This is a genomic window from Actinacidiphila polyblastidii, from assembly GCF_036353415.1.
In the GTDB taxonomy this organism is placed as follows: domain Bacteria; phylum Actinomycetota; class Actinomycetes; order Streptomycetales; family Streptomycetaceae; genus Actinacidiphila; species Actinacidiphila polyblastidii.
The window spans coordinates 25750-44940 of sequence record NZ_JAZEWV010000052.1; the positions used below are offsets into that span (position 1 = coordinate 25750).

Annotated in this window: 14 protein-coding genes; 7 read left to right on the top strand and 7 right to left on the bottom strand. The window is 74.8% G+C overall.

Annotated features, from left to right (window positions below; genetic code table 11):
- Window positions 1-7 precede the first annotated feature (7 nt).
- The 3 genes from V2S66_RS32810 to V2S66_RS32820 are packed head-to-tail and all read right to left on the bottom strand — an operon-like array spanning window position 8 to window position 2723.
- Window positions 8-751, bottom strand: coding sequence for an iron-containing redox enzyme family protein (locus V2S66_RS32810; protein WP_330800472.1), 744 nt, complete (start codon window positions 749-751; stop codon window positions 8-10).
- Window positions 748-1740, bottom strand: coding sequence for a radical SAM protein (locus V2S66_RS32815; RefSeq protein ID WP_330800474.1), 993 nt, complete (start codon window positions 1738-1740; stop codon window positions 748-750). The genes V2S66_RS32810 and V2S66_RS32815 overlap by 4 nt, the downstream gene beginning before the upstream one ends.
- Window positions 1728-2723, bottom strand: a complete 996-nt coding sequence (locus V2S66_RS32820) for a radical SAM protein (protein ID WP_330800475.1) — start codon at window positions 2721-2723, stop codon at window positions 1728-1730. Before V2S66_RS32820 ends, V2S66_RS32815 begins: the two co-directional genes overlap by 13 nt.
- 317 nt (window positions 2724-3040) lie before the next feature.
- On the opposite strand from V2S66_RS32820, the gene V2S66_RS32825 reads away from it, so the two are divergent.
- The 4 genes from V2S66_RS32825 (at window position 3041) to V2S66_RS32840 (ending at window position 7192) form a co-directional block, all read left to right on the top strand.
- Window positions 3041-4123 carry a helix-turn-helix transcriptional regulator gene (locus V2S66_RS32825; protein WP_330800477.1) on the top strand — a complete coding sequence of 361 codons (1083 nt, stop codon included), beginning with the start codon at window positions 3041-3043 and terminating at the stop codon, window positions 4121-4123.
- Between the two features lie 19 nt (window positions 4124-4142).
- Complete coding sequence (locus V2S66_RS32830) at window positions 4143-4997, top strand: MATE family efflux transporter (RefSeq protein ID WP_330800496.1); 855 nt, start codon at window positions 4143-4145, stop codon at window positions 4995-4997.
- A 539-nt stretch (window positions 4998-5536) separates the two neighbouring features.
- Complete coding sequence (locus tag V2S66_RS32835) at window positions 5537-6178, top strand: hypothetical protein (RefSeq protein ID WP_330800479.1); 642 nt, start codon at window positions 5537-5539, stop codon at window positions 6176-6178.
- Window positions 6179-6277: 99 nt separating this feature from the next.
- Window positions 6278-7192 (top strand): hypothetical protein, encoded by a 915-nt coding sequence (locus V2S66_RS32840; protein ID WP_330800481.1) that lies wholly within the window; start codon window positions 6278-6280, stop codon window positions 7190-7192.
- On the opposite strand, the gene V2S66_RS32845 is transcribed toward V2S66_RS32840, so the two are convergent.
- The 4 genes from V2S66_RS32845 to V2S66_RS32860 all read right to left on the bottom strand — a co-directional run bounded on the left by V2S66_RS32845 (window position 7170) and on the right by V2S66_RS32860 (window position 12353).
- Window positions 7170-8702, bottom strand: coding sequence for a transglutaminase-like domain-containing protein (locus tag V2S66_RS32845; protein ID WP_330800483.1), 1533 nt, complete (start codon window positions 8700-8702; stop codon window positions 7170-7172). The genes V2S66_RS32840 and V2S66_RS32845 overlap by 23 nt on opposite strands.
- Window positions 8699-9928: a DUF58 domain-containing protein gene (locus tag V2S66_RS32850; protein WP_330800485.1), complete on the bottom strand. Its 1230-nt coding sequence runs from the start codon at window positions 9926-9928 to the stop codon at window positions 8699-8701. The genes V2S66_RS32845 and V2S66_RS32850 overlap by 4 nt, the downstream gene beginning before the upstream one ends.
- Window positions 9929-9963: 35 nt before the next feature.
- Window positions 9964-10947: an AAA family ATPase gene (locus V2S66_RS32855; RefSeq protein ID WP_330800487.1), complete on the bottom strand. Its 984-nt coding sequence runs from the start codon at window positions 10945-10947 to the stop codon at window positions 9964-9966.
- A gap of 269 nt (window positions 10948-11216) precedes the next feature.
- On the bottom strand, window positions 11217-12353 hold the full coding sequence (locus V2S66_RS32860; RefSeq protein WP_330800498.1) for a phospholipase D-like domain-containing protein: 1137 nt from the start codon (window positions 12351-12353) through the stop codon (window positions 11217-11219).
- A 1025-nt stretch (window positions 12354-13378) separates the two neighbouring features.
- Here V2S66_RS32860 and ccrA point away from each other — a divergent pair.
- From ccrA to V2S66_RS32875, 3 genes are all read left to right on the top strand, one after another.
- A complete protein-coding gene (gene ccrA, locus V2S66_RS32865) occupies window positions 13379-14758 on the top strand; it encodes a crotonyl-CoA carboxylase/reductase (RefSeq protein WP_330800488.1) in 1380 nt (459 codons plus the stop codon).
- 235 nt (window positions 14759-14993) lie between these two features.
- A complete protein-coding gene (locus V2S66_RS32870) occupies window positions 14994-18371 on the top strand; it encodes a type I polyketide synthase (protein ID WP_413966538.1) in 3378 nt (1125 codons plus the stop codon).
- A gap of 91 nt (window positions 18372-18462) precedes the next feature.
- Window positions 18463-19191: beta-ketoacyl [acyl carrier protein] synthase domain-containing protein (locus V2S66_RS32875; RefSeq protein ID WP_461949948.1), on the top strand; the 729-nt coding region annotated here is incomplete at its 3' end.

A 19191-nucleotide genomic window follows, 5' to 3' on the forward strand; every position in this document is an offset into this window, starting at 1 on the left:
ACGCCGCTCAGGCCGCTGGGCCGGTGGAGGAGGCCGGGGGCGCACCGGCGAGGAGTTCGGCGAAGGCCGCGATCACCGACTCCAGCGTGTGCAGCGCGCTCACCCCGACCGCCGCCGCCTGCTCTGCGGTCAGCGGCAACTCGTCCAGGGTGCGCAGCAGTTCGTCGCGGTGGCGCACGTCGAGGGTGGCGTGCCGGCGCAAGGTGCGGAAGCCGTCGGCCGGATACCCGGTGGCCTCGCGGAGGTTGTCCGCGAGGGCAGGCGACGGCGGATAGCCCTCCAGGACGGCGATGTGCCCGATCAGGCACACCGGGTGGTGGTGCCTGATCCAGTAGTACTGGGCGCCCACCAGGTTGGCGACGCTGCCGCGCGGCATCGCGCGCGACGGCTCACCGGGGTCGCGGCCGATCGCGACGAGGTCCTGCAGGAGCCAGCGGTCGTGCCCCCGCTCCTCACCGATGTGCTTGCCGAAGTACTCCACCAGGGCCGCGGCCACCGGGTCCTGCGGAGCGAGCGCCCGGGAGCGCTCCAGCGCCAGTTCCATCAGCGGCACGGTGGAGCGGATGGCGCCGTGCAGCATGGACAGGTAGGCGGGGTAGCGTTCGCGGACGTCGGACGAGGTCCAGAACCGCGACGTCATACCGAAGAACCGGGGCATGAACAGGTCGAGTTTGGCCCGCAGCGCGGCGCTGTTCGACAGTGGCGCCGGTCGCGCGGGGCTCGCCGTGCGGGGTTGCTGGTGCGTCGTCACGCGGTCCCTCCCGTGAGGATGCCGAGGGACCGCAGTACGGTGCCGGACTCTCCGGACGCACCGACCCGCCGGGTCATCGCCCAGCACAGTCCGCAGATGGTGGAGAACTCCCGGTCGGCCAGGTCGCCGAAGACGGGGAGCCGGGTGAGGACGGAGCTGTCGACCGAGCCGATCGCCCGGTAGAGCGGGTCCTGCCGGAAGTCCGCGAGGGCCTCGCCGACCGCCTCCGCGTCGGCGCAGTCGCGGCGCAGCGCCGCCGGCCCGCCGCCCATCAGCACCGACTCGTTGCAGCACACGGCGACCCTGCCGTCGTACCGCACCACCGGTGCGTTCACCAGGGTGCAGTGGCCCAGCGCGCGGCCGGGGCTGCGGGTTTCGCGGTGGTAGATCTCGGCGCCGCGCCCGTGGTCGAGCCCGGGGGTGGGCACCACCTCGGCGTGCTCACGCCAGCCGGAGCCGAACGCCTGGTGGAGCAGGTCGGCGGCGCGCTCCGGCATGCCGCGGTCCGCTACGACCTGCACCACGATGGGCAGTCCGTGCGCGGCGACGGCGCGGGCGGCGTCCACGAACGGCCCCGGCCCGGTGCCGGCCTCGTGGTAGGCGTCGGTGCTCAGGTAGACGGCGGCGCAGTGGTCGAGCACCTGGTGGATCCAGGGCGGCGGGTCGCCGGCCTTCCCCCAGAAGCCGCTGGTGTAGACGACGGCCTGCTTGCCTGCCTCGTGCAGCCGCCGGGTGGCGTAGGTGAGCGCGCGTCGTTCGATGAACGGTTCACCGCCGGAGATGCCGACGATCTGGTAGCCGGGGTCGGCGCACAGCCGGTCCACGATCTGCTCGAAGAGGGCGAAGTCGGTGATACGGGGACTGTCGGGCCGCGAGTCCACCGAGCAGTGGGCGCAGCCCACCGGGCAGCGGTCGGTGATGAAGAGCAGGGCGGTCGCGCCGGGGGTGTCCCGGAGGCGGCCGATGCGGTCGTGGCTCAGTCGGACCATGCCACCTCCCTGGTCGCGGAGTATCCGAGGCTGACCAGGTCGGCGTAGCGGGTGATGCCGAACCTGCGGGCGAAGGAGAGCGGGCCGGCCTGCCGGGCCATCCGCAGCGCGGTGTCCTCGACCGCCCTGGTCGCCGGCAGCAGCTCGAACTCCTTGATGCGGGCGGGCGTCGCGGCGTCGCCGGACAGCTTCCAGCAGGTCTGGCAGTAGCCGTCGCAGGCGAGTTCGTCGCCGAACCGCTCGGCCAGGTAGTAGGGTCCGTAGGTCCTGACCGCACGGACCATCGGGGACGCCAGGCACCGCTCCTTGATGGTGGCCCAGTCGTCGGTCCTGATGTGGCCGAGGTAGAGGTGGGGAGGCAGCGGCACCTTGCCGTCCATCACGTCCTGGTTGCCGCAGGACGTGACCTGGCCGTCGAAGCCGATCACCGGCCAGGCCGACAGCCAGCAGGGGGCCGGCAGGGTGGTCTGCGGGTGCGGGTGAGCGGCGGCCGCGGGGCGGGTCAGCCACTGCTCGGCGCGGCCTGTCGGCGCGAGCGGGGCCACCAGCATCGGGACGCGGTCGTCGAACTCCCTGCGCACCGCCGTCGTGATGTCGGCGAGGTAGGGGTCGTCGGCGCCGAGTCCGGTGAGCTGGATGCTCACGTCCTTGCCGTCGTCGATGAGTTCGTGCAGGACCCGGAAGACCTGCGCCCGGCTGACCTCCTCCTCGTGGAAGACGTCGAGACTGGCGCTGAAGTGGTCGAGCGCGTCGATGGCCGCCCGGATGGGCGCGGCGATCCTCGGCTTGCGGGCGAAGAACATCCCGGACAGCGCGTAGCTGCGGGCCCCGACGGCGCGGGCGGTGTTCGCGATGTCCTTGACCAGTTCGGGGCGGAGCATCACCTCACCACCGGACATCAGGACCAGGTCGGGGTGCTCGTCCGCGGTGAAGGTCCCGGCGAAGCGGCGGAACATGTGCTCCGGGTGCTGCTCGCTGGTCATCAGGGACTCCGTGGAGCAGTGCCGGCAGGTCAGCGGGCAGCGCCGGGTGAGCCCGAAGAACACCGCTGAGGCCGGTATCGGTCTGTACGCCAGGACGTCCATGAGGTGCACGTCGCAGTCCTCTCCCTGAACCGTGTGCGCTGCGCGGAGCGCCGAAGGGGCCTCGCGTGGAACGTTGGTACAGAGTTCCCACTCCCGCGATCCGGTGCGGCGGAAGGGGTCCGGGGCGGTGCGGAGTCCCATGCTCCATGTGCGGCCAGCGCTCCGGTATCCCAGATTTATGGGTAAGCGGATATCGATCTTTTATGCTGCTGAGCATGCCTGCTTACGAAGAGAGACGGCGCGTTCTTCTGGCTGAAATCGACTCGCTCTCCCACCTGGTGATGCCTTTGCATAAGATCGTCGAACGACTCACCCCGATGCTGCGGAACGCAATAGGTTTTACGGCCAGTTGCTGGCACAGCGTCGATCTGGCCACCGGTCTGATCACCTCGACCATGGCTTCCGGGCTTGATCCGCACGGCCTCGCACTCATCCTGCGGCTGGAATTGTGGGCCGACGACGGTACGCGTTTCGACGCCATCAGGCGCAGCGGACGGGCCGCCACCAGCCTCGTGAGCAGCACCGGAGGCCGGCCGGAGCGCAGCGTGCGCTACCGCGAGGCACTCTCGCCGTACGGCTTCGCGGACGAACTGCGGATCAATTTCGATCTGCAGGGCACAACCTGGGGATCGGCCTCGTTCATACGCGAGGCCGGTGCGCCCGCGTACACCGGAGAGGACTTACGCCTTGCCGAGCGGATCGCTCGGCCTCTTGCCGTACTCCTGCGCACCCAATTGCTGTGGGCGGCCCTGCTGGCGATGAAGCAGGCCGCCCGGAGTGAACCCGCCGTCGCGATACTGGCCGGCGACAACCGGGTCGTCTTCGCCAATCAGCGTGCACAGGCCATGATCGCGGACACCACGGACGACGTGCGCCTTCCTTCCGGTCTGCCGAGCGCATTCGAGATGATGGCCGAAAAGGCCCGCAGAGCCTTTGTCGACGGTCCTTCCGGTGAACTGCCGCCGGTGAGCCTCTGCATGCCGTCCGGCCAGTGGCTCACCCTGCACACCTCCACGATGGGAGGCGGACCGGGCGGGTACGTCGCCCTGGTGGTCGTGCCGGCGACCGCCACCGAGATCATGTCGACGGCGCTGCTCGCGTTCGCTCTCTCCCCCCGCGAGCGGGCCGTGGTCGTCCAGGTCGTCCGGGGCCTCAGCACCCGCGACATCGCCAGCTCACTGGCCATCACACCGGCGACCGTCCAGGACTACCTGAAGTCGGTCTTCGACAAGACCGGCGTGCGCAGCCGGCGCGAACTCGTCGCGCTGCTGACGCCCCACCAGTCGGCTGCCGCCTGACACGCCGTCTCCCTGGGCCCTGGCCGGCGCGGGCACTCGCCCGACGCCGCCGCGCGGGCACGGAGGCGGGCCGAGGGGCCGCGTCGCGACCTGGTCATCGCCGCCTCTCCGGGGAGAACGCCGTGGCGGGTTCACGGTCGCTTCCACGCTGCAGAACGTCGTACTGCTGCCGGCCACGGTCCTGGGCACGGCCACCGCGCTCACCATCAACCAGCAACGCGGGGCGGGCGAATGGCGGCTGATACGGGAATCGATGCGCGGCGGCATCGAGGTCACGGTCCTGACCTACGTGGTGCTCGCGGTGCTGGTGTGGTCGGTGCACGACCCGCTGGCACGGCTGATCGGCGGCGACGCCGGGGTGTCCGCGGCTGCGGGCGGCTATCTGGGCGCCGTGGCGTTCACCTACGCCGTCCAGGGTCCCGTGCTCGCCTCGCTGACCGTCATGGAGGAGACCGGCGGCGGCTACCGGGCCATCCTGCTCAACGCGACCTACTTCGGCCTGATCGTCGCGGTCAGCGCGGCCGCGGCACACGCCGCCGGCAGTGCGGACGGCTTCTACGCGGCGGTGGCGTACTGCAATCTGATCGGCGTGACGGTGCCGTTCATCGCCGTACGGCACATACGGAGACTGTCAGCCGGGGGCGGCGCCGGCAGCGCTCGGGCAGCCGCCGCGACGGTCCGAGACACCGCGGGAGCCGGACGACACGCGCGGGTCCGGAGACGGGAAGCGGGCGCCGATCCCTTCGGCCCCATTCGGCTCACGGGTAAGGCCGGACACGGCTGGCAACTCCTGTGCCGCGGAACGGAATTCCGCGACGTCGGAATGCGAGCGCGGTCACCGGAAAACCTGCGACGGAGTTGCCTCCGTCGTTAGACTTTCGGCAAAGAACCGGTCATCGATTCTCTGCTACGGACGTACGGGTTTCCCGGGGGGGATGCCATATGGCGGGTCTGCGTGACTCACGATTAGCCGTCGCGGCGTGCACGGTGGCGTGCGTCGCGGTCGGGCTCACCCTTGAGTGGGGGGCGCGCGTCCATCCGTCACCGGTGATCGCGGACGAGCTGCGTCTCGTCGCGGCGCCGCCTTCCGCGCCACCGTCCGCACCGCCGTCAGGGCCGTCCTCCGCTCCCGCTCCGACGGACACCGAGGACCCCGCGGCCGGCGGCGGCGAACCCTCGACCAGCGGGCCGGCAAGCGGGTCGCCGGCCTCCTCCGGGGCTACCGGCGGCGTTGCGTCGGACCGTGCGTCCGGTGACTCGGCCGCCGGGCCGGCAGGCGGCCGATCGAGCCCGGGGCGCGCTGCGGGCGCCGGCGACTCCCCTGGGGGACGTCATCCGCGTTCGTCGTGCGGTTCGCCGCGGGCTGCCCGGGGATTCCACGTCTCCTTCGTCCACCCCTGCGAGAATTCCACCGTGCCGCTCTATCCGTGGCCGATCATCCGCGTCCCCGCCTATCCCACCGCCCGCGAGGGCGCTCTCGCCTTCCTCCAGACCGTGCTGACCGACCGGCAGGGCCCTATCAAGGAGCGCCCGGTGTTCGGACTCGTCCCCGGCGGCATCTCCGCGGCGACGAATCTCGGTGCCCACGCGGGTCTGTGGACGCACGACGTCCGGGTCGGCACGCCGTGCCGGCACGACCGCGGCCGGACCATGCTCGGCGTCTACCTGCTCACACCGGCCGGAGCGCGGGAGGCGGAGGCGACGTGGGTGGGCGGGAAAGCCATCGCCCACCTGCCCGCGGGCACCGCGCTGCTGGACGAGGTCACGGTCAACAGGCGCGACGACGCGCCCTGCACCTCAGGGCCGCCGTCGCAGGACACACCGACACCATCGACCGGCCCGCCCAGCACCCCGCCGACGACCCCTCCCACCGGGGCGGGACCGACCACACCCCCGCCGAGCGAACCGCCCACCACGCCCCCGGCCTCGACACCCCCGGCCACCACCCGGACGCCGGCATCCGAGCCACCCGCCGCGTCCTCCGCCACGCCGGCCGCGTCCGGCGAGCCGCCCGGCTCGCCGCGGATCGGCGCTGCGGCGGCCGATGCCCGCTGACCCCGGCTCGACGCCCACCGCGGGCACACCCCGCACCCCGCATCCGCCACCCGCACCCTCTCACCTTCCACCGACCCGGTGCCGAAAGGACGATGCCGCATGTCCGAGAACCAGGAACCCACCGCCTCCGACGCCGCCGCGGGCGGTGGGGACACCACGCCGACCACGCCGACCGGTCCGTCCGTGCCCGAGCCGCCTGCCGCACCCAGCGTTCCGGACACGGCCTTCCCGCCGGGCCCGGCCACCGCCCCGGGCTCCCGTTCCCGTTCCGGTTCCGGTGCGCCCGACCCCGGCCTGCGACGGACCCTCAGCGCCTGGTCGGGGCCGATCGCCATCGCCGTCATCGGCATCGTCGCCCCCGTCCTCGCGATCGTCCTCCACACGAGTTCCTCGGACTCCGGCCCGTCGGCGGGCTCGTCGCGGTCCGTCACCTCGGCCGCCTCCGGCGGTCCCGGTGGGACGGTGTCCGCGGCAGCGGCCGTCCCACCCACACCCACGGTGGCCTCGACGTCCCCCACCACCCCTCCCCCGGCGACGCCGACGGCGCCGACGACCCCGCCGGGCCCGAGGACCTGCACCCCGCCGAAGAAGGTGCACGGCATCAGTGCCGCCTTCGTCACGCCGTGCACCGGCGGCAAGGTGACCGCACCGTACTTCGACGTCACACTCGCCGTACCGGCCTACCCCGCCGAGGACGGGTCGCAGGGCGACGTGTGGGTCTTCGTCAAGATCCTCGGCAACGGCAGGGGCGGCGCGCAGCTCCACCCGCCGCTGTACGCCACCTACCCGGTCCGCCTGACCACCGCCAAGGACGTCGGCGACGGCGTGTGGACCAAGGACCTGATGGCCTACCAGACCTGTCGCGACCACGGCCCGCTGCAGATCCTCACCTACTGGCTGCCCGCCCACGACGCGGCGGCCGTCGCGAGGTGGCAGCAGGGTCGCTCCGTCACCCCGCCCTCGGACGCCGTGCCGCTGGACTCCGTCACCGTCAACGCGAAGGCCGCCTGCTGAACCTCCGTGCGCGCCGCCGCTCGTCGCTCGCCTCACGGTGGGACCGGACGGCGGCCGCCGCGGCGAGTTCCTCGGCACGCGCCGCGTCCGCCTCACCGGCTCGGGCGGGCGGGACGTAGAGCACGCGGTCGACCAGCGCCGCCAGCTCGCCCAAGGCGGGCGGCGGGCTCCCCTCGGCGACGTCCCGGGCCGTCGTGGCCGGTCCTGCGCACTCGACCGAGGCCCGCAACGCCTCCTGCCACGAGGTGAGGACCCGCGCGCGGGGACTTTGTCCCGCCGTGGACGCCGCTTCCGGCCGCCGCTGCCGGTGGCGCCGCGCCCGGCCCCGCCGCACGGCGGCAGCCGTCGCGCCCGCCGCGAGCACCGCCGACGCGGCTGCGGCGCAGAGGCCGGGCAGCAGCCAGGAGCGGGCGTGGCCGTCCGCCGCCGGCCGGACCGGGTCCGCCGCGGTGCTGCCGCCTTCGGCGGCCGTGCCGGTCCGGCCCGCCGTACCGCCGTCCGCCGCACGCGCGGGCTGCGGCCAGTAGTCGAGCCAGGTCCCGCCGGCGGAGGCGATCTGCGGCCAGGCCGCCGCGTCGCCACCCACGATGTCCAGGCGGCCCTTCGGGCCGACCGCGCGCCGGGGGGCGAAGCCGACCGCCACGCGGCTGGACGCCCCGAGCATCCGGGCGGCCAGCGCGAACGCGGTGGCGATCTGGTCGCCGCTGCCGCGCCCGGTGCGCAGGACGGCGGCCACCGCGGCGCAGCTGTCGTCAGGCGCCGCCCTGCCGTACGGCGTGACCACCGTGGTCGCGGCGAGGAAGCGCTCAAGGGCGGCGAGTTGCTCCCCCAGCGACGCCGAGCGGTCCACCCGCCCGGCCAGGGACCGCAGTTCGGGCTCCGTGCAGGCAATGGCGGCGGGCGCCGGGGCGGGCGGACCGGCGGCGCTCCCGTGCACGGAGAACGTCACGGTGTAGGAGGCGCCGGCCCGCGCGAGCCGCAGTGCCTCGGTGGCGCCGTCCGCGCGTGTCCCCGCGGGCGACGCGGCGTGCACGGAGAAGGGGTGCGGCACGAGGCGTTCGGCTTCTTCGAGGCGGACCTCGACCCGGCTGCCGCCGGAGCCCGAAGGGGGCAGCGGGATCAGCCGCGGCGACGTCCGCCAGCCCGTCGCGGGCGCGTAGGCGTCGTACGCCAGCACGGGCCACAGCAGGGCCGAGGCACCGGGCGGCGACGCGAACGACGCGTGCAGGACGGGCGTGCGGCCGAGAGCGGACCATCGCGGGAGACGGGACAGCGGATCGACCTCGGGCCGAACGTCCTGACGCGCCGTCACCACGTCGTGGTGGCGTCCGAGCGGCGGCAGCGGCACGATCGCCGCGCAGGCGGCGACGCTCGCCGCGGCGAGTGCCGCTGCCGCCACCCGCCACCGGCCGGCCGCCGGGCGCCCGCGGGCCGTGCCGAGCACGGTCGCGGCCAGCACGGTGACCGCCGCCGCGAGCACGATCCCCTGCGCGTTGTGTCCGGCCGTCACAGCCGGCCTCCGCGCAGGCCGCCGGCTGCCGCACCCCGGTGCCTGGGGATGAGCGGCGCGGCGAGATCCTCGACGGAGGCGACCCGCACGACGCGGAAACCCGGCGCCTGCGCGGGCTGCGGCGCGTCCGCGGAGGCCGCGCGGGTGGCATGGAGGCAGATCACCGTCGCGCGTCGGGCACTGAGCGCGGTGAGCGCGGGCCGCCACACGGCAGGGTCGCGCGGCGTCGCGAGGACGGCCAGGGCGCCGCCGCCGAGGCCGGCGACGGTCCGGGCGAGGGTGGCCGGTGACGCATCGGGGCGCGTGCGGACCCGGGCGTAGAGGTCGAGGACGTGGTCGGCGGCGCCCGGTGCGGGGTCGACGCGCAGGACATCGCCGCCGCGCGCCGCGCCGGCGCCCGCTCCGCAGAGCAGCACCGGCCGGCCGAGGCGCAGCACGCCCACCGCCACCGCCGCCGCGCAGTCGACCGCGGTCTCGAACTCCGCGCCGCACGCCGCCGTGTCGAGCAGCACCACGGCCGGCGCGGAGCCCCCGCCCCGCACCTCGCGGACCTGGTACGCGCCCGTGAGCAGGCTGGCCCGGTGATCGACGAACCGCAGGTCGTCGCCGGGGAGGAACGGGCGCGGGGCGCGGATCTCGAACGCGTCGTCGGTGTCCAGGCGAGCCGCGCCCGACGCGTGCGCGTCGTGGGCCTCGGCGATCCAGGGCAGGTCGCCGGCCGTCCGGGGACGGACGGTGAACGGGCCCGACGGCGACGAGGGCGCGGCGCGGCGCACCGCCAGGCCGAGCGTGTCGCGGTACTCGGCGACGGCGGGCCCCAGCCGCCACACCCCGCGCGGCAATGCCGGCACGGCGGCGCGGGGGCCGAGGCCGGGGGTGAGGCCGACGGTCTCCTGCCCGCCGTCCGGCAGCACGCCGTGCAGCGCCGCGTGCACGGTCAGCGGCCCGACGCGGCGGGTGCGCGTGCCGTCGCCGGCCCACCGCACGGTCAGCGGCTCGCCCCTGGTGTACGACGCGGCGGGCGGCGGTTCGGGCACGATGCGCGGACGCCTGCCGACGCGCTGGCTCGTCCAGGCGCCGGCACACGCCGCCAACGCGGCGACGCCGAAGGCGAAGACGGGGCTCTGGCCGCCCGCGCCCCCGAGAACCGTCGCGGCCGTCCCGACACCGGCGGTCCACCGGCCGGCCCCGGTGAGCCGCACCCGCGCTGCCGTGTCCGGCGGCACCGTCCGCACCATCGGCCATCCGCGGGGCCGCTGTTTCAGGGGGCGCACGCGGCGTTCTCCGGTGCGGGCACGCGCGTCAGCAGGTCGCCTATCACCGCCGCCGCGTCGCCGCCGGACCGCCCGGACGGTACGACCCGGTGCGCCAGCACGGCCACCGCGACCCGCTGGACGTCCTTGGCGTCGGCGTGGCCGCGCCCGTCCAGGAAGGCGCGGGCACGGGCTGCCGCGACCAGCGCGCGGGTGGCCCGTACGCTCACGCCGCCCACCAGGGCGTCCTCGGTCCTGGTGGCCTCGGCGACCGCCACCGCGTATCCGACGAGAGCGTCCGTGACGGCGACCGCGGCGGTGGCCTCCCGCGCCGCGAGGACGTCCTCGGCGCGCAGGTGGGGCGGCCCCGCGCCTTCCGGCTCGGTGAGCCGGCCCGCGGCGATCGCCGTCTCGGCGGCGCGTGAGGGGTACCCCACGGCGACCCGGGCGGTGAAGCGGTCGAGTTCGGCCTCGGGCAGCAGGTAGGTGCCGTGCAGGTCGACGGGGTTCTGGGTGGCGACGACGAAGAACGGGTCGGGCAGCCGGTGGGTGCGCCCGGCGACGGTCACCCGGCGCTCCTCCATGGCCTCCAGCAGCGCGGACTGGGTGCGCGGCGAGGCACGGTTGATCTCGTCGGCCACCACGACGTGGGCGAAGAGCGGGCCCGGCCTGAAGGGCGCGGCGCCGCCGGTCAGCAGCGGCTGCTCGTAGCCGGTGATCTCGGCGGGCAGCAGGTCGGGGGTGAACTGGACGCGGCGCCACGCGTCGGTCCCCGGCGCGGGTGCCAGGGCGGCGGCGACCGCCCGCGCCAGGGTCGTCTTCCCGCTGCCGGGCGGTCCTTCGACGAGCAGATGGCCGCCGGCCAGCAGGCAGATCACCGCGGTCTCGACGATCTCGCGCTGTCCGGTGAACGACCTCTCGACCCGGTCGACGAGACCGGTGCGCAGCCGGCCGGCCCAGTCGACTCCCCCGGACGTGATCGTGGTGGTCATCGGTCCCCCTGGGACGGCCCCCCGGCCGCGTCGCACCCCCGGCGGAGCGCCCGGCGGCGCCCTGCCCGTGACCACGACCATACCGTCGGCGACCGACAGGACGGGCGCAAAGCGACATTCCCACCCGCCGCACCCGCACCAACTGCCGCCCGGCCGGCGGCCGGCGGCCGAAGCCGCCGGCCGCGGCGATCCGCGGCCTGCCGCTCGGACCGCGCGGCCCGCGGGCCGGGGCCCGGGGAGCCCGGTCGCCGGTGCCTCGCCGCGCGGCCTCACAGGAAGCGGCGGACGGGCTGGACCGCTGCCTCCTTGAGGCGCTGCACCAGGGGGCGGCGGCGCCATCGGGCGGGGTCGATCTCCACGCTGCGCCGCAGGTCCTCCTCGAAGTCGGCGTCGAGTTCGGCGGTCAGCCGCTCGTCGAGCACCGCGAGCATGACCTCCTCGTCGTGGTCCATGGAGCGGCGGTTGAAGTTGCTGGATCCGACGAGGGAGGTCACACCGTCGACGGTGAGGATCTTGGTGTGCAGCATCGTGGGCTGGTACTGCCGGATGCGGACCCCGGCCGCGAGCAGCGCCGCGTAGTGGTGCTGCCCGGCGATCTGGCAGACACGCTGGTCGGTGTACGGCCCGGGCAGCAGGATCTCCACCTCGACGCCGCGCCGCGCGGCGTCGCACAGGAGCCCGATGAAGAACGCGTCGGGCGCGAAGTACGCGGTGGACAGCCGCAGCCGCTCCTCGGCGGAGGTGATGACGACGCGGAGCAGGGTCTGCATGTCCTGCCATCCGATACTGGCGGACCCGCGGACCACCTGGACCGTCGAGGTTCCGGGCTGCGGCTGTTCGGCGAACCGGTCGCGCTCGTCGTACAGGTCGTGGTGCGACTCCGCCCAGTTCTGCGCGAAGGCCGCGGCGATGCCGTCGACGGCGGGACCGCGGACCTCGATGTGGGTGTCGCGCCACTCCTGCGGCCCGGCGGCGTCGCCGCACCATTCCTCGGCTATGCCGACGCCGCCGGTGAACGCGACCTGCTCGTCGACGATGAGGGCCTTGCGGTGGCAGCGGTGGTTCTGCTTGAACGGGGAGAGCCGCAGCGGCTTGCGGAACCAGACCACGTGGACCCCGGCGTCGTCCATCGTCTCCAGCAGGTCCCGCTCGATCTCCCTGGCCCCGAAGCCGTCGAGCAGCAGTCGCACCCGCACCCCCGCGCGGGCCCGTTCCGCCAGCGCCGTGGCGAAGTCACGGGCGACCTGGCCCTTCCAGTAGACGAAGGTCATCATGTCGATGGTGTGCCGGGCGCCGCGGACGGCGTCGAGCATCACGGGGAAGATCCTGTCGCCGTTGCGCAGGGGGCGCAGCGCGTTGCCCTCGGTGGCGGCCACACCGATCAGCCGCTCCAGTCGCCGCCGCATGCGCTGCTTGCGCGCCTCGTTCACCTCCTTCGCCTGGTTCGTCTCGTCATCGACAGGGGCGTCGAGCGGGGAGGGGGATGGGCTGGTCTCGGACAGGGTCACTGCACTCTCCAGGGCGGGGCGGGGCGGTCAGGCCGTCGGTCACGGTCGGTCGCGGTCGCCGTACCGGTCTTCACACACTGCTGCTTCCCTCGACGGGCGCGTCGAGGCATGCCGTTTCTCTCCAGGTCGCGCCGCCCGACACGTCCGGACGACCGCAGGCCGTCCGGCGCCGCCGCCCGGAAAATGACGCGGCGGTAAACGGGGCCTTCCGGAGAAGAGCCGCAAGAGCTGTCGGCGGGCGAACGCAAAGGTCGGCCGGCCGGCGAGAATATGGAAGACATCGTTCCGTTCCGCGCCGGCGCTTCGCCGTATCCCTATCGCCGACTGCGACGAGTCGCCGTTCTCGGCTCTCCGCGATCTCCGCCCTCTCCGGGATCCACCCGATTCGCGCGCCGGGCCGCGAATACGCCCGCGGCGCGGCACCCCCCTGCCCGTATACGAAGGGATTCCGGCATACCCTCCCCACGGGACTCAAAGCCGCAGGTCACAGCCGTCCGGCGGCGCTCGGCCCGACCCGCCCGCAGGCCGCCGACGCTTTGGTGCATATATCAGCCCTGCGGACTTATTGACCACATCACCGGCCTTTTCCCATGGAATCACTCATGCGGCGGCGGGCGCTCCGGATCTTGCCATGGGGAGACAGAAAAGGGCGGGCAGAGCAAGACAGAAGAAGTCCGCGCCCAACTCGTCCTGCAAAGGTGGGCCGCGCGAGACGAACGCAGGCACCGGTGGTTCGTGTTTTTCAGGGAGGGGAACCCAGTGACCGCGAAGTCACGACTGCACGCGGATTCCACCCGGCATCGCCCCGCCGCGTGTCCGCCCGGACGCGCCCCGCACGGGCGGCCGCCCGTCGCGGCACCGGCGCCTTCGGCGCGGCCGGTTCCGGGCCGCCGGGCGGCCGGCCTCGCGGGAGGGATACCCGCGTGGACGCGCTGAGCGCGGCCGTACTGGCCGGCGAGCCGGCCGAGCGGCTGGCCGCGACACCGCTGCCCGACACCTATCTCGCCGCGCACCTCAGAGCCGAGGACGTGGGCATCTTCGCGGGCGCCGCGGACAAGGACGTGCGCAGGTCGCTGCGTCTGGGCCCGGTGCCGATGCCGCGGATCGCCCCCGACGAGGTGATCGTGGCGGTGATGGCCAGCTCCATCAACTACAACACCGTCTGGTCGGCGATGTTCGAGCCGATCCCCACCTTCGAGTTCCTGCGCCGCTACGGACGGCAGGACGCCCACGCGGCCCGCCACGACCTGCCGCACCACGTGGTGGGCTCCGACGGCGCGGGCGTGATCGTACGGGTCGGCAGCGGTGTACGGCGCTGGCGGATCGGCGACCGGGTCGTGATCAGCCCCGCCCACATCGACGACCAGGAGCCCGGCACGCACGGCGACGGCATGATGGGCGCCGAGCAGCGGGCCTGGGGCTTCGAGACGAACTTCGGCGCGCTGGCCCACTACTGCGTGGCGCGCGCCAGCCAACTGCTCCCCAAACCCGCCCACATGACGTGGGAGGAAGCGGCCTGCGTGCCGCTGTGCGGTGGAACCGCCTACCGCATGCTCGTCGGCGAGCACGGGGCGCGGATCAAGCAGGGCGACGTCGTCCTGATCTGGGGGGCCACCGGCGGACTCGGCTCGTACGCGGTCCAGTTGGTGAAGAACGGCGGCGGTATCCCGGTCGGCGTCGTCAGCTCCCCGGAGCGCGCCGCGATGCTGCGCCGGCTGGGCTGCGACGTGGTCATCGACCGCAGCGAGCTGGGAATGGGCGACGCCGTGCAGGGCGGTTCGGCGCCCGGCGGCACGCAGGCCGAGGACGCGGACCGCGACATCCAGGCGGGCAAGCGGCTGGGCCGGGCCATCCGCGCGGCGGTGGGCGAGGACCCGCACGTCGTCTTCGACTACGTCGGACGCGCCACCTTCGGGATCTCGGTGTTCGTGGTCCGCCGCGGCGGCACGGTCGTCACCTGCGGGTCGAGCACCGGGTTCCGGCACGTGTACGACAACCGCTACCTGTGGATGAACCTCAAGCGGATCATCGGCAGCCACATCGCGAACCTGCAGGAGATGCGGGAGTTCATCCGGCTGGTGCAGCTCGGCCGGATCGGGTCGGCCGTCTCCCGGGTGTACCCGCTGGCGGAGGTGGGGGAAGCCGCCCGCCTGGTGCAGTCCAACGCGCACCTCGGCAAGGTCGGGGTGCTCGCGCTGGCTCCCGAGCGCGGCCTGGGCGTCACCGATCCGGCGCTGCGTGCCTCGCTCGGCCCGGAACGGCTGGCCCCGCTCAGCGGGGCGGGCGTCGCGTACGCGGGCTGACGGCCCCTTGCGGCGGCCCGACCTGACGGAGCGGGGCCTTCCCGCGGCCTGACGGCCCGGCGCCCGGCGCCACCGGACGGCGCCGCGCCCGCCGCTCGTGCCGGTGGCGGGAACGGGGTGCGGGCGAGAGGACGACGGAGCCGGCGGGGCCGCCGGGCGCCGCGATCCGACCGAATCGACGAGGGGAGCAGTTGTGGTGAGTGCCGTGGACGACGACCCGGTCGCCCTCGTGGGCATGGCGTGCCGGCTGCCCGGCGCCTCGGGCCCCGCCGCCTTCTGGCGGCTGCTGCGGTCCGGCGGCGACGCGGTCACGGCCGTGCCCGAGGGCCGCTGGGAGGACCACCCCGCGGCGGGGCTCCCCGGCGGCGCGGACGACGCCGGGACGCGCGCGATCCGGCACGGCGGCTTCCTGGACCGGGTGGACACCTTCGACGCGGCCTTCTTCGGCGTCTCGCCGCGCGAGGCGGCCACCATGGACCCGCAGCAGCGCCTGATGCTGGAGCTGAGCTGGGAGGCGCTGGAGGACGCCTTCCTCGTGCCCGCCGCGCTGCGGGACAGCGACACCGCGGTCCTCTTCGGCGCCGCCTCCGGCGACTACGCGCTGCTGGCCGACCGGCGCGGCCCCGCCGCGGTCACCGAGCACACCGCCACCGGCACCCAGCGCGCCATGATCGCCAACCGCGTGTCGTACGTGCTCGGGCTGCGGGGGCCGAGCCTGGTGGTGGACAGCGGGCAGTCCTCCTCACTGGTGGCCGTCCACCAGGCGTGCGAGGCCCTGCGCAGGGGCGACGCCGGGACCGCGCTCGCCGGCGGCGTCAGCCTCGCGATAGCCGCGGAGAGCGCGCTCGGCATGGCCCGCACGGGCGCTCTGTCCCCGGACGGGCGGTCGTTCACCTTCGACGCACGCGCCTCGGGTTTCGTACGCGGCGAGGGCGGCGTGGTGGTGGTGCTCAAGCGGCACGCCGACGCGGTCCGCGACGGTGACCGCGTGTACTGCGTGGTCCTGGGCGGCGCGGTCGGCCAGGACGGCGGCGGCGACGGCCTCACCGCGCCCGCCCGCGCCGGCCAGGAGCGGGTCCTGCGGCGCGCCTGCCGACGCGCCGGAGTGGACCCCGCCGACGTCCAGTACGTGGAGCTGCACGGCACCGGTACGCGCAGAGGCGACCCGGTGGAGGCGGCCGCGCTCGGCGCCGTGGTGGGTGCGGCGCGCCCTGCGGGACGGCCGCTGCCGGTGGGCTCGGCCAAGACCGTGGTGGGCCATCTTGAGGCGGCCGCGGGCGCCGTCGGGGTGGTGAAGACCGCTCTGGCGCTGGCCCGGCGGGAGCTGCCCGCGGGCCCGCACTTCGCCACGCCGCACCCGGACATCCCCCTGGACGCGCTCAACCTGCGGGTTCTGACGCGCAGCGAGCCGTGGCCCGACGCGCGGGCCCGGCTGGTGGCGGGGGTGAGCGCCTTCGGCATGGGCGGCACCAACTGCCATCTGGTGCTGGCGGAAGCGCCGCGGGAGTCCGCGGACGCCGCCGCTGACGACGTGGCGGACAGAGACCGGGCCGGAGCGGGCGGCGCGGGGCCGGACGCCGCGGAAAGCGGTGACCCGGCCGAACCGCCTGTGGTGGCCTGGCCGCTGTCGGGGTACGACGCCCCCGCGCTGTCCGCGCAGGCCGCCGCGTTGCTCGCCCACCGCGAGGCCGTCCCCGGCCCGTCCGCGGCGGACGTCGGGTTCTCCCTGGCGGTGACCCGCAGCGCCTTCGCCCACCGGGCGGTCGTCCTGGGCCGACGGCCCGCGGACTTCAGGGGCGCGCTGGCCGCCCTGGCCCAGGGCACGTCCGCTCGCGGCGTCGTCACCGGACGGGCCGCGCCCGGCGGCCTGGCCTTCCTCTGCGCCGGACAGGGCAGCCAACGACCCGGCGCGGGACGCGAGTTGTACGCGTCCAGGCCGGTGTTCGCGGCCGCGCTCGACGAGGTGTGCGCACGGTTCGAGGGGCAGCTGGAACTCCCTCTGCGCGACGTGCTCTTCGCGGCCCCCGGCACGCCCGCCGCGGCTCTGCTGGACCGGACCGACCACACCCAGCCGGCCCTGTTCGCCCTCGAAGTGGCCCTGCACCGGCTGCTGGAGGACCTGGGCCTGCGGCCGGACGTGCTCGCAGGACACTCGCTCGGCGAGGTGACCGCCGCGCACCTCGCCGGGGTCTTCGACCTGGACGACGCCTGCACGCTGGTCGCCGCCCGCGGCCGGCTCATGCAGCGGCTCGGCCGGCCGGGTGCGATGGCGGCGGTGGAGGCCACCGAGCAGGAGGTCCGGTCGCGTCTCGCGGGCCGGGAGGAGCAGGTGGCGATCGCGTCGGTCAACGGCCCGGCGGCGGTGGTGGTCTCGGGGGACCCCGACGCGGTGGCCGCGGAGGCGGCGCACTGGCACGCGGCCGGCCGCCGCACCCGGCGGCTGGGCGTCGACCGTGCCTTCCACTCCGCGCACATGGACGCCCTCCGCGAGGGTCTGCACGCGGTGCTGGAGCGGCTGCGCCCGCGTCCTGCGGCCGTCCCGCTCGTCTCCTGCGTCACCGGTGAGAGCGCGGACCCCGCGACGTGGACCTCCGCCGCGTACTGGGTGCGGCAGATGCGCGATCCCGTGCTCTTCCACCGCGCGGTCGGCGGGCTGCGGAAGGCCGGCGCGGTCATGCTGCTGGAGCTGGGCCCCGACGGGACGCTCACCGCCCTCGCCCGGGACGCGGCGAACGGGCCCGGGTCCGTACGGGACAGCAGGGAGCAGGCCGTACCCGGGGGCGGCGAGGACCGGCGTGCACCGGCCGAGACGATCGCGCTGCTGCGGTCCGACAAGCCGGAGGAGGAGTCGCTGGCCCTCGCGCTCGCCCGGCTGCACGTCCGGGGCCGCTCCCCCGACTGGGCGGCCTGTTTCGCGCCGCTGCGGGCCCGGCGGGTGGAGCTGCCCACGTATGCGTTCCAGCGCGCACGGCACTGGCTCGACGACACGTCGGCCCGTCCGCGCGGCGAGCGCGGCGAACTCGGCGGGAGCGCGGATGCCGGAACGGGCGCGGACCTGGCGGGCCGGGCGGCTCCGGCGGAGCCGGCAGGCGTGGCTCACGTGGCTCACGCGGCTCACGTGGCCGACCCGGGCGACCCGGGCGACCCGGGCGCGGACCTCCTGGACGTCGTCCGCGACAAGGCCGCGGAGATCCTGGGGCATCCGGGGGGCGACGCGATCGACCCCGAGCTGAACTTCAAGGACCTCGGCCTGGGCTCGCTGGCGGCCGTGGAGCTGCGCGACCTGCTGGACGCGGCGACCGGGCTGCGGCTGCCGGTCGGCATCCTCTTCAGCCACCCCACCCCGTACACGCTGGCGCGCGAGATCGGCCGCCTGCTGACGGCCGGGCGGCCCGCAGCTGCCGGGACCGACGCGCGTACGGGCGCCGGCCCGTCCGTGGTCAGCAGCGCGGACGCGGACGCGGCCCAGCGCACGGTCGGCGGCACGCGGGTGGAGCGCGGCGGACCGCTGCCCGCGGCATACGGCGCGGCGCCCTCCGCCACCACCGAGGACCCCCGCCATATGGACGCCGACCGCCTGCTGGCCTTCATCGACCGCGAGTTCCCGTCGTGACCGGGCCCGCGCCGCGCGGCGCACGCGCCGCCGCGGAGATCCGAGCGACCGACCCTGCCCCCGCCTCGACCACGCGCCCACCGCACGGATGGTGACCATGGCGAACGACCGACAGCTCCTCGACCGCCTCAGGCACGTCACCGCGGGCTGGTACGAGACACGCGAACGGCTGCGCGCCGTCGAGGCCGCGGCGGCCGAGCCCATCGCGGTCGTCGGGATGGCCTGCCGCTTCCCCGGCGGGGTGCGCTCGGCCGCCGACCTGTGGCAAGTGGTCGTCGAAGGACGGGAGACGGCCGGCGGGTTTCCCGAGAACCGCGGCTGGGACCTGGGACGGCTGCTGAGCACCGACCCCGCGGCGGCGGGCCGGTCGGTGCCGCGGACCGGCGGGTTCCTGGACGACGCGGACGCCTTCGACGCCGGGTTCTTCGGGATCTCGGCGCGCGAGGCGGTGGCGATGGACCCGCAGCAGCGGGTGCTGCTGGAGACCGCCTGGGAAACGCTGGAACACGCCGGCATCGCGCCCGACACGCTGCGCGGCAGCGACACGGGCGTCTTCGCCGGCGTCAGCATCCAGGACTACGCGGAGCTGCAGCGGCGGGCCGGCGACGAGGTCGAGGGCTACGCCATGACCGGCAGCGTGACCAGCATGCTCTCCGGGCGGCTGTCGTACGTGCTGGGGCTGCACGGTCCGGCCGTGACCGTGGACACCGCCTGCTCCTCGTCGCTGGTCGCCGTGCACCTGGCGGCCGGTGCGCTGCGCAGCGGCGAGTGCTCGCTGGCGCTGGCCGGCGGGGTGACCGTGATGTCCACCCCGGAGATG

Coding starts and splice junctions, on each gene's coding strand:
- V2S66_RS32815 (WP_330800474.1), bottom strand. CDS start 1,740: ATGGTCCGACTGAGCCACGACCGCATCGGCCGCCTCCGGGACACCCCC.
- V2S66_RS32820 (WP_330800475.1), bottom strand. CDS start 2,723: ATGACCAGCGAGCAGCACCCGGAGCACATGTTCCGCCGCTTCGCCGGG.
- V2S66_RS32825 (WP_330800477.1), top strand. CDS start 3,041: ATGCCTGCTTACGAAGAGAGACGGCGCGTTCTTCTGGCTGAAATCGAC.
- V2S66_RS32840 (WP_330800481.1), top strand. CDS start 6,278: ATGTCCGAGAACCAGGAACCCACCGCCTCCGACGCCGCCGCGGGCGGT.
- V2S66_RS32855 (WP_330800487.1), bottom strand. CDS start 10,947: ATGACCACCACGATCACGTCCGGGGGAGTCGACTGGGCCGGCCGGCTG.
- V2S66_RS32860 (WP_330800498.1), bottom strand. CDS start 12,353: ATGCGGCGGCGACTGGAGCGGCTGATCGGTGTGGCCGCCACCGAGGGC.
- V2S66_RS32870 (WP_413966538.1), top strand. CDS start 14,994: ATGGCGTGCCGGCTGCCCGGCGCCTCGGGCCCCGCCGCCTTCTGGCGG.